The following is a 242-nucleotide window of genomic DNA, read 5'->3' as shown; positions in this document are numbered from 1 at the left end:
CGCAAACAACTAATATCCTGGAGACAGCATCGCACTCCCAGCCCACGTGCCCGTGCTGATCGTCGGTGGCTGTCCGGTCGGGCTCACGCTGGCCGCGCTGCTGGCGCATTACGGCATCGCCTCGCTCACGCGCGAGGCCGACGACGGCTATTGCAGTGGCAGCCGCGCCATCGGCATCTCGCGCCGGTCGCAGGAAATCTTGGGCTGGGCTGGCGCCGACGCGGCGCAGACAGCCACCGGCC

The 242-nt window shown here is 69.0% G+C and carries 1 protein-coding gene; it reads left to right on the top strand.

Annotated features, from left to right (window positions below; genetic code table 11):
• Positions 1-28 precede the first annotated feature (28 nt).
• Positions 29-242 (top strand): FAD-dependent monooxygenase (locus SB816_RS34410; protein ID WP_410548547.1); only part of this gene is annotated, 214 nt, incomplete at its 3' end.

It is taken from the genome of Achromobacter sp. SIMBA_011 (assembly GCF_046535435.1).
GTDB lineage: Bacteria > Pseudomonadota > Gammaproteobacteria > Burkholderiales > Burkholderiaceae_B > Achromobacter > Achromobacter dolens.
Note: the sequence above shows the minus strand (reverse complement) of the source record. Positions and strands in the feature narration are given on the sequence as shown.